The following is a 10,003-nucleotide window of genomic DNA, read 5'->3' on the forward strand; positions in this document are numbered from 1 at the left end:
TCGGCCAGGACCCCGCCCAGGAGAGAGCCATGACCAAAAGCAATGGCAAGTTCAAATATTTCGTCGGCATCAATTCGTTGGCCGAACTCGCAACCCCCACCGACCGCGTTTGCGTGCTCAACATTCTGGGCAACGAGTCCAAGGGCGTCACGCCGACCAGCCACGCCTATTCGGGCGGCAATGTCGTGTTCGGCACCTCGCCGGGCCGCAAGGGTGAAGTTCTGGAAACGCCGATCGGCAACATCCCGGTCTACAACAACGTGCGCGAGGGCCTGGAAGACGGCCACAAGTTCAATGTCGGCGTCGTCTATCTGCCGCCCGCCGCCGTGCGCGACGGCGTGTTCGAGCTGATCCGCGTCAATTCCGAAATCAAGAAGATCGTGATCCTGACCGAGAAGGTCTCGGTGCATGATTCGCGCGAAATCCGCGCTTTGGCCCAGCAACGCAATATCGACGTTTTCGGCGCCAACTGCCTGGGCGTTGCCGATTCTTGGAACCATATCCGCATCGGCGGCGCACTGGGCGGCGACAAGCCCGAAGAATCGCTGCGCAAGGGGTCGGTGGCCATCTACTCCAATTCCGGCAACTTCACCACCACCATGGCCAGCTATCTGGTTGCCGCCGGTTGGGGCACCACCACTTCGGTTTCTTCGGGCAAGGATTTGTACATCCATTTCGCGCCCGCTGAATTCGCCCATGCCTTCGACAATGACGCCCGCAGCAAGGCTGCCGTCATGTACATTGAGCCGGGCGGCTATTACGAAAAAGACATTACCTTCACCAAGCCGGTCATCGCCTGCGTGGTTGGCCGCTGGAAAGCCAAGCTGACGCGCGCCGTCGGTCATGCCGGCGCCATGTCGGGGTCGGGCGACAGCGCCGAGGCCAAGGAAGGCTGGTTCAAGGACATTCTGGGCGTGAAGGACATTTTCACCCCTGAAAATCCTGTCGTGTCTTGGAAGGGCGCGGTGGTCACCAACATTTCGCACATCCCGGCGGCTTTGACGGCGGTGATGAAGCAGCATGGCGTCGAGCCTGATTTCGCGCCCGAGGGCGATCTGACCCTGAAGCCCTGGTTCGGCTCGAACCAAGGAATGCCCATGCCGGCGGCGCTCGACATTCCGTTGGTCGAGCCTTTCCAGCCCTATAAGGACCAGATCGCGGAACTGACCAAGCAGGTCGGCGCCATCTTCCCGCGCGAGAGCATGAAGGACCGTTCGGGCAGTTCGATCATGGACGCCAAGACGCAAGTCACGCGCGTCAGCGGCGTTTCCATTCTGGATACGGCCCGCTATCCGCTGGAGTTTAATTTCTGTCTGGCCTTGCTGCGCGAACACAACGACGACAACGACAACGCCCTGTTCAATGTGGGAATCGCCGCCGACGTCAATCTGCATGGCGACGTGATCGCCACGGTGGCCGATGCGGTGCGGGCGGGCGGCAATGCGCCAAATGCCGTGCTGTCGGCCGCTTGCGCCGTTCAAGGGCCGGGCCGCGTCAAGGCGGCAAGAGACGCCGCCGACGCGCTGATCGAGCTTTTCGGCCATTCCGGCCTGAATGACGGAACCGAGGCCGGTTTCGATCTGAAGTCGGTTCTGCCCACCCCCGAACATCTGTCCAAGCTGACCGGCAAAAAGGCCGACGCCAAGGCCAAGGCCATGCTGGCCGGGTTGAATGCTCGCGGCGCCAAGTCGGTGTTCGTCGATTTCCTGAACGGACTTGACGGACATCCCACCGCCGATGCCGTTCTGGCCGCCATCGCCACCACCATTTGCTGGCCCGCCTTGATGCGCAAGAAAATCTCGCGTCACTCGGCCCGCAACATGGCTTGGTACATGCGTCTGTTCGCCACCATCATCGGCGCGTCGGTCGATAGCGCCCAGCACAAGGCGGATAGTTTCTGCGGCGTTGCCAATGGCGACCTGATGAACAAGTGGTCGGCGACCGAAATCGCCTATCTGGCGCTGATGGGCGAGACGCCCAAGCCGGAACAGTTGTTCCCGTTCCAGGTTCTGTTGGGCCTGATCATTTCAAACGGCGTTGGCACCATTTCGGCCCAGGGCTGCAAGGGCGCCGTGTCGGCGGATGGACCAGAAACGCCCGAGCGCGTCCAGGTCAACAAGGCCATGATCGGCTTCCTGACCCACACCGGCTTTGCCCATGGCGGCAACGGTTTCGAAGGCATCCAGTTCCTGATCGACCAGTTCAAGGAAACGGGCCTTAAGGATGCGGGCGATCCCAAACATGGGCTGGATCTGGTGTCCATGGGCACCAAATTCGCCATGGAATTCGGGGCCGAGAAGAAGGCCAAGAAGGGGGTGGGCGACGGCGTTCGCAACATTCCTGGCGTCAACCATCCGGTCTTCAAGGGCCAGTTGGTCAACAAGGACCCCCGCGAGGTCTATTTGTCCGGCCTGTTCAAGGAACGCGGCGAAGTCAACGTGTTCCACGATTTTTACAGTGCGTTGGTGCAGGCTCTCTACGACAATGGCGTCACGGCGAACGTGTTCTGCGTCAATATCGATGCGGTCATTGCCGCCTTGTTGCTCAAGCTGTTGTGGCCGCGCTACCGTTCGGGCAAGTTCTCGGAACAGGCGCTGGAAACGGCGGCCTTTACGGCATTCCTGTTCGGACGTATGGTCGGCTGCGCCGGTGAAATCGACGATCATACAAACCGTGGACGTAATATGGATACGCGGACCCCGGCCTCTCAATGTAGTTTCGTGTCGTAAGGCAGATCAAACAATCGATTGGGGAAATTGAGAATGACCACGCAAACGCCGAAAATTTATTGGACCAAGGTCGACGAAGCTCCGGCCCTGGCTACGTACTCGCTGCTGCCGATCGTCCAGACCTTCACCAAGGCGGCTGGCGTCGATGTCGAGATGAAGGACATCTCTTTGGCCGGGCGCATTATCGCCAATTTTCCGGAGAATCTGACGCCCGACCAGAAGATCGATGACGAGCTGACTTGGCTGGGCGAACTGACCTTGAAGCCCGAAGCCAACATCATCAAGCTGCCCAACGTGTCGGCCTCGGTGCCGCAGTTGAAGGCGGCGATCAAGGAATTGCAGGCCAAGGGCTACAAAATTCCCGATTTCCCTGAAGACCCCAAGACCGACGCCGAAAAGGACATCAAAGCCCGCTATGGCAAGGTGTTGGGCAGCGCCGTTAATCCCGTGCTGCGCGAGGGCAACTCCGATCGCCGCGCCGCCGCGTCGGTCAAGCAGTTTGCCCGCAACAACCCGCATAAGATGGGCGCCTGGGCACCCACGTCGCAGACGCATGTGGCCCATATGAGCCATGGCGATTTCTACGGCACCGAGAAGTCGGTGACCATCGAAGCCGCCACCGATTACAGGATCGAGTTCGTGGGCGCCGACGGGGCGACCAAGGAGTTGAAGGGCAAGGCCAGCTTGAAGGCGGGCGAGGTCATCGACTGCTCAGTGATGAGCAAGAAGGCCCTGCGCGCCTTTTTCGCCGAACAGATCGCCGACGCCAAGTCGCAGCCGGGTCTTTTGTTCTCGCTGCACCTGAAGGCGACCATGATGAAGGTCTCCGACCCCATCATGTTCGGCCATGCCGTGTCGGTGTTCTTCAAGGACGTTTTCGAGAAGCATGCCGCCACCTTCAAGGAGATCGGCGTCAATCCGAACATGGGCCTGGGCGACCTCTACGCCAAGATCGGCAAGCTGGACGCCGCCAAGAAGGCCGAGATCGAAGCCGACATGGCGGCAGCCATGAAGAACGGCCCCGAGATGGCGATGGTGAATTCCGATAAGGGCATCACCAATCTGCATGTCTCCAGCGACATCATCGTCGATGCCTCGATGCCCGCCATGATACGCGATTCGGGCAAGATGTGGGGACCCGACGGCAAGCTGCACGACAACAAGGCGGTCATCCCCGACCGCAGCTATGCGGGCGTCTATCAGGCCGTGATCGAAGACTGCAAGAAGCACGGCGCCTACGATCCCAAGACCATGGGGTCGGTGCCCAATGTCGGTCTGATGGCTCAGAAGGCAGAAGAATACGGCTCGCACGACAAGACTTTCGAAATGTCGGCCAGTGGCGCGGTGCGCGTGGTCGATGGTTCGGGCAAGGTCTTGATGGAGCAGAAGGTGGAGGAGGGCGACATCTTCCGCATGTGCCAGGTCAAGGACGCGCCGATTCAAGATTGGGTCAAGCTGGCCGTGTCGCGCGCCCGTCTGTCCAACACGCCCGCCGTCTTCTGGCTGGATAGCAATCGCGCCCATGACCGCGAAATCATCAAGAAGGTGGAAAAGTATCTGAAGAACCACGACACCAGCGGTCTTGATATCCGCATCATGTCGCCGGTCGAGGCCACCAAGTTTTCGCTTGAGCGCATCCGCAAGGGCCAAGACACCATCTCGGTCACCGGCAATGTGTTGCGCGATTACCTGACCGACCTGTTCCCCATCCTGGAACTGGGCACCAGCGCCAAGATGCTGTCCATCGTTCCTCTGATGAGCGGCGGCGGGCTGTTCGAGACCGGTGCCGGTGGTTCTGCGCCCAAGCATGTCCAGCAGTTCCAGGAAGAGGGTTATCTGCGCTGGGATTCGCTGGGCGAGTTCCTGGCCCTGGGTGTGTCGCTAGAACATCTGGCTCAGACCTTCAAGAACGCGAAGGCCCAGGTTTTGGCCGACGCGCTGGATGCGGCGAACGCCAAGATTCTCGAGCACAACCGTTCGCCTGCCCGCAAGGTCGGCGAGATCGATAACCGTGGCAGCCATTTCTACCTGGCCATGTATTGGGCCCAGGCGCTGGCCGCCCAGACCAAGGACAAGGACTTGGCGGCTCGTTTCGCCCCCTTGGCCAAGGTCCTGACCGAGAACGAGGCCAAGATCAATGCCGAGCTGATCGGCGCGCAGGGCAAGCCGGTGGACACGGGCGGCTATTACAGCCCCGACTTCGACAAGACCTCGAAGGCCATGCGTCCCAGCGCCACGCTGAATGCGGCCTTGGCGGCGGTTTAATTTAGCGAACGCTGAAATGGACGCCGACTAACAAATTAGGTGGCGGCCTCCCCACTCAAAGGGGTGGCCGCCATTTTTCTGTATGCTATAAAGGGGCCGCCTTCGGCCCTCCATCCATCGAAAGGAGCCTCTCGTGCTTGAAGCCTATCGCAGCCATGTCGCGGAACGCGCCGCCCAGGGGATTCCCCCCCTTCCTTTGACCGCCAAGCAAACGCAGGACCTGATCGGTCTGCTGTTGAATCCGCCCAAGGGCGAGGAGCAGTTCCTGGTCGATCTGCTGGTCAACCGCGTTCCGGCGGGCGTGGACGATGCCGCCAAGGTGAAGGCGGAATTCCTGACCAAGGTCGCCAAGGGCGAGACGGCTTGCTCCCTGATTTCGAAGGTCAAGGCTACCGAACTGCTGGGCACCATGCTGGGTGGTTTCAACGTGAAGCCCATGATCGATCTTCTGGCCTGTCCGGAATGCGGCGCTGTGGCTGCCGAGGGCTTGAAGAAAACGCTGCTGATTTTCGACTTCTTCAACGACGTGAAGGCGCTGGCCGATAAGGGCAACGCCAACGCCAAGGCGGTGATGACGTCGTGGGCCGAGGCGGAATGGTTCACCAGCCGCCCCGAAGTGCCGAAAAGCCTGACCGTGACCGTTTTCAAGGTGACGGGCGAAACCAACACCGACGATCTGTCGCCCGCTCCCGACGCTTGGAGCCGTCCCGACATCCCCCTGCACGCCCTGGCCATGCTGAAGAATCCTCGCCCCGGCATCGAGCCGGAGGAAGTAGGCAAACGCGGTCCTGTCAAGCTGATCGAAGGTCTGCGCGCCAAGGGCCATCCGGTGGCCTATGTCGGCGACGTGGTGGGCACCGGCTCGTCGCGCAAATCGGCGACCAACTCGGTTTTGTGGTTCACCGGCGACGACATCCCCTTCGTCCCCAACAAGCGTTTCGGCGGCGTCTGCCTGGGTTCCAAGATCGCCCCCATCTTCTACAACACCATGGAAGACGCGGGCGCTTTGCCGATCGAACTCGACGTCTCCAAGATGGAGATGGGCGACGTGGTCGAACTGCGGCCCTATGAAGGCAAGGCGCTGAAGAACGGACAGGAGATTTGTTCCTTCACCGTCAAGTCCGACGTCATTTTCGACGAAGTGCGCGCCGGCGGCCGCATTCCGCTGATCATCGGTCGCGGCCTGACCACACGCGCCCGCGAATCCCTGGGGCTGAAGCCGTCCACCTTGTTCCGCACGCCCAACCAGCCCGCCGATACCGGCAAGGGCTTTACCCTGGCCCAGAAGATGGTGGGACGCGCCTGCGGCCTGCCCGAAGGCAAGGGCATCCGTCCGGGCGCTTATTGCGAACCCAAGATGACCACTGTGGGGTCGCAAGACACCACCGGCCCCATGACCCGCGACGAGTTGAAGGACCTGGCCTGTCTGGGCTTCTCGGCCGATCTGGTCATGCAGTCCTTCTGCCACACGGCAGCCTATCCCAAGCTGGTTGACGTGAAGACCCATCAGACGCTGCCCGGCTTCATCAGCACGCGCGGCGGCGTTGCCTTGAATCCCGGCGACGGCGTGATCCATTCCTGGCTGAACCGCATGCTGCTGCCCGATACCGTGGGTACGGGCGGCGATTCGCACACCCGTTTCCCGATTGGCATTTCCTTCCCCGCCGGTTCGGGTTTGGTGGCCTTCGGCGCAGCCACCGGCGTCATGCCCCTGGACATGCCGGAAAGCGTGCTCGTGCGCTTCTCGGGCAAGATGCAGCCCGGCATTACGCTGCGCGATCTGGTCAACGCCATTCCTTATGCCGCCATCAAGCAGGGCCTGCTGACGGTGGAGAAGAAGGGCAAGAAGAACATCTTCAATGGCGTGATCCTGGAAATCGAAGGTCTTCCCGACCTTAAAGTCGAACAGGCTTTCGAACTGACCGACGCTTCGGCCGAACGCTCGGCCGCCGCTTGCACCGTGCGCCTGAACAAGGAGCCGGTGATCGAATATGTGCGCTCGAACGTGACGCTTCTGAAGTGGATGATCGCCAACGGCTATCAGGACAAGAACGCGCTGGAACGCCGGGTCAAGGCGATGGAAGCCTGGCTGGCCAAGCCCGTGTTGCTGGAACCCGATGCGGATGCCGAATATGCCGCCGTCATCGAGATCGACATGAACACGATCAAGGAACCGATCCTGGCCTGTCCGAACGATCCCGACGACGTCAAGCTGCTCAGCGAAGTGCAGGGCGACAAGATCGAGGAAGTGTTCATCGGCTCATGCATGACCAATATCGGTCACTTCCGCGCCGCCGGAAAAATTCTGGAAGGAAAGAAGGACATCCCGGCTCGTCTGTGGGTGGCTCCGCCCACCAAGATGGACGCCATGGTGTTGACCGAGGAGGGCTATTACAGCCTGCTGGGCGTTGCTGGCGCTCGCATGGAAATGCCCGGCTGTTCGCTGTGCATGGGCAATCAGGCGCAGGTGAAGACGGGGTCGACGGCGGTCTCCACCTCGACCCGTAATTTCCCCAACCGCTTGGGCATCGACACCAGGGTCTATCTGTCGTCGGCGGAACTGGCCGCCGTCTGCGCTCTGCTGGGCAAAATTCCGACGCCTAGCGAGTACATGGAGCACACCAAGATGCTGGCCGAGAAGTCTGCCGACATCTATCGCTACATGAACTTCGACCAGATCGGCGCCTTCAGGGACGCTGCGGAATAAAGACCGTCATGGCCGGGCTTGACCCGGCCATCCACGTGGACCCCCGGATCAAGTCCGGGGGTGACGGAGTGGGGTTTCAGGCGAGGCGTCGGAGCAATCCGGCGCCTTAGCCCTTTTTCTGCACTACAAGCCGTAAAAATCGCTTGCGCCTGCCCGCAGGTCTGCTACCACCCCCTTCAATCATGATTGCGTTCGATTCTCTTCCCCAGGCTGAGCTGGCCGACGATGGTGGTCGGTCCCTCGAGGCCCAATTGCTGGTCACGGCCGACCCGGCCCCGGCCATTGCCCAGGCTGTGGCCTTGGGCTATGCCGTCATGCCTGCCGGGGGATTGACCAGCGCCATTGGCGCCTTTGCCTACGATCACGAATTGGTTAAGAACTTCAAAGGGGTGCTGGCCGTTCGCCCCAAACAGTCGCCCGAGCCGGAATTGGCCGAACCCGGCACGCCGCTGGAAAAGCTGAAAACCAACCAGATCATGATCGATCCAGCCACCGCCACGGTATCGGCGGGGGCGGGGCTGACCTTTTCTCAGGTGAATGACGTTTTGGGCCATGTGGTGGGGCCTGCCGCCCGTGTGCTGGTCGATCTGACCAGCATCGGTTCGGCGATGGTCGGCGGCGTAGTGGCTTCGGGCAGCATGGGGCCGTTGCGCCTGCGCCCCTCGGCCAGTCTGGTTGGGGTTGCCCTGGCGGCTGGCGGGGCCGAAGCCGAATTGCTGACCGGGGACGACATCTTCCGGGCGGAGGGCATGCAGGGCTGGACGGGGCTGGTCACGGCGGCTCGCCTGCGCTATTTCGAAACGCCTTTGAACGAATTCGGGCTGGTCCTGCCCGTCCAATCGGGCGACACCGACGCGCTGGGCGATTTTCTGGCCTATCTGCATCCCTGGACCAAGACGGACGTGCCTGAAAGCGGCAGTTCGCTGGTTGGGGTCAAGGATGAAGCGACCATCGTCAATGGCGTGGAACTGGTGACGAGAAACTCGCTTGAGCAATTCATTTTGCACGCGGGCGATGATTCCTTGAAGGCCAAGGCCCAAAATCTTTTGCAAAGCTGCGACTATGCTGGTGCCGATTGGCTGGCTTGCATCACCGGCTGGTCGGATCATGCGGTGGATGACGTGCTGGTCATGTTGCTGGATGAGGAAACCGAAACCATCGGCGGCGTGATGATCGATTTCGGCGTCGGTTTTTCGTCGGGGTCCGAAATGGACGCCTTTCGCGCCATCCGCGAAGGCGCGCCCGATTTGGCGCGCACCAAGGCAAGGGTAACGCCGCCAGGCCAGTTGAAGCCATGGACCACCTCGTCCGACGTCAATCTGGTCTGCCTGGAAAAAGATACGACGCCGCTGGCCAACGCCCTGTCTTCCTACCAGACATATCGCGAAGCGGTTGACGCGCTGGGCTTGACGTATGAAGGCAGACTGAAGACCGAAATGACGGTTTACGGCCATCTGAATCCGCATGGCCTTGACCCGCATCATCGGGTTATTCTGACCGGCGCGCCAGAATTCAAGGACGATCTGGCGGCTGCGGCCAAACAGGTGGGCGAATTGAAAAAGGCCCTGATGCGCGATCTGGTGCGGGTGGCCAATGGCTTTGGCGCCGTCATCAATGGGGGCGAGAAGGGAGCGCCTTCGCTGGTGGATCTGATGCGGGCGCTGGGCGGCGAGGCGGGTTTGCCGTCCAATCTGCAATCGGACCTTGCCCGCGCCCGGGCGGCCATTAAGAAGGCGCCCCGGGCATTTTCCTTCCGAGCGCCCGTCGAGTTATTGCAAGGGGAATAAGCAGATGATCGAAAGAACCATCGAGAAGGCACTTTTCGCCAGTCGCTGGCTGCTGGCTCCGATGTATTTGGGCCTGGCGCTGGTGCTGATCATTCTGGCCATCAGCTTCGGCATCGAAGGGGTTCACATGCTGTCGGGGCTGGTCACCACCGGCGAGGGCGACATCATTCTGGCCACGCTCGGCCTGATCGACATCGTTCTGGTGGCCAATCTGGTGGTGATGGTCATTTTAAGCGGCTATGAAAATTTCGTCTCCACGATTGACACGGCGCGCAACGAAAAAGATGCGCCCGATTGGATGGGCAAGGTGGATGCCGGGACCTTGAAGATCAAGGTGGCGGCTTCCATCGTCGCCATCTCGTCGATCCATCTTCTGAAGGCCTTCATGAACATCAGGGACTATCCGAACGACAAGCTGATCGGCATGGTGGGCATTCACATGACCTTTGTCATTTCCGCCTTGTTGCTGGCCTGGATCGACAAGATCGCTTTTGCCGCCCATCGGGAGCATTGAT

5 protein-coding genes are annotated in these 10,003 nt (G+C 60.8%); all 5 read left to right on the plus strand.

Annotation, left to right across the window (positions count from 1 at the left end):
* Nucleotides 1-29: 29 nt before the first annotated feature.
* The 5 genes from HQL44_14245 to HQL44_14265 all read left to right on the plus strand — a co-directional run bounded on the left by HQL44_14245 (nucleotide 30) and on the right by HQL44_14265 (nucleotide 10,002).
* Entirely contained in the window at nucleotides 30-2,729 is a 2,700-nt protein-coding gene (locus HQL44_14245; GenBank protein MBF0269742.1) for a CoA-binding protein, read from the plus strand.
* 33 nt (nucleotides 2,730-2,762) lie between these two features.
* Entirely contained in the window at nucleotides 2,763-4,994 is a 2,232-nt protein-coding gene (locus HQL44_14250; GenBank protein ID MBF0269743.1) for an NADP-dependent isocitrate dehydrogenase, read from the plus strand.
* A gap of 133 nt (nucleotides 4,995-5,127) precedes the next feature.
* Nucleotides 5,128-7,701, plus strand: coding sequence for a bifunctional aconitate hydratase 2/2-methylisocitrate dehydratase (acnB, locus tag HQL44_14255; GenBank protein ID MBF0269744.1), 2,574 nt, complete (start codon nucleotides 5,128-5,130; stop codon nucleotides 7,699-7,701).
* A gap of 182 nt (nucleotides 7,702-7,883) precedes the next feature.
* Nucleotides 7,884-9,488 carry an FAD-binding oxidoreductase gene (locus tag HQL44_14260; GenBank protein ID MBF0269745.1) on the plus strand — a complete coding sequence of 535 codons (1,605 nt, stop codon included), beginning with the start codon at nucleotides 7,884-7,886 and terminating at the stop codon, nucleotides 9,486-9,488.
* 4 nt (nucleotides 9,489-9,492) lie between these two features.
* Entirely contained in the window at nucleotides 9,493-10,002 is a 510-nt protein-coding gene (locus tag HQL44_14265) for a TIGR00645 family protein (GenBank protein ID MBF0269746.1), read from the plus strand.
* Nucleotide 10,003 lies beyond the last annotated feature (1 nt).

Source organism: Alphaproteobacteria bacterium (genome assembly GCA_015231795.1).
Classification (GTDB): Bacteria; Pseudomonadota; Alphaproteobacteria; order Rhodospirillales; family WMHbin7; genus WMHbin7.